This is a genomic window from Streptomyces sp. NRRL S-495 (assembly GCF_000966955.1).
GTDB classification, from domain to species: domain Bacteria; phylum Actinomycetota; class Actinomycetes; order Streptomycetales; family Streptomycetaceae; genus Kitasatospora; species Kitasatospora purpeofusca.
Genome location: NZ_JZWY01001045.1, coordinates 1 through 637 on the forward strand (window position 1 = coordinate 1; position 637 = coordinate 637).

Consider the following 637-nt stretch of genomic DNA (forward strand, 5'->3'; position numbering starts at 1 on the left):
CCTACCAGCCGTCACCCGTCGGCGGGGGCGTCACCGTGCCGACGGGGCCGCTGCCGGTCCTGCCGGGAAGCCTCATCGGCCTGCCGGTACCCATGGGCGAGGAAGGGCCCCTGGCGGAACCGGACATGCTCGAACTGCTGCTGCCCGTCTTCTCCACGATCGACCGCGTCCACGGCGGGGGCCGGGCCCGCGTCGCACTCGCCGTGTTCCTCGCGACCACGGCGGCGCACATGCTCTCCGCACCCGCTCCACCGGTCCGGCGCGCCGGAATCCTCGGAGCCACCGCCCGGCTGTGCTACCTGTGCGCCTTCATGCACGTCGACGACGACCTCAACGGCCTCGCCGGCCGGTACCACCACCTCGCTCTCGACCTGGCCCGTCTCGCGGGCGACACCGCCACCCAGGCGATGACGCTACGGATCATGGCCACCCAGGCCTACGAACTCGGCCACCGGCGACAGAGCCTGAGACTGGCGCAAGCCGCCGCCGACTGCCGCGTCAGTTCCTCGGCGCCGCGCCTCCGGGCCTCCGTCCTGGGACAACTCGCCCTGTCCGAAGCGGCGGTCGGCGATCGGACGGCCGCACTGCGCCACATCGGCCGTGCTCTTTTCCTTCTGACGGACGTGACGGGTCCGCC

1 pseudogene is annotated in these 637 nt (G+C 72.7%); it reads left to right on the forward strand.

The features are described 5' to 3' along the window. Nucleotides 1-125: 125 nt before the first annotated feature. Nucleotides 126-637, forward strand: a pseudogene (locus VR45_RS38665) (hypothetical protein); the annotation flags it as partial.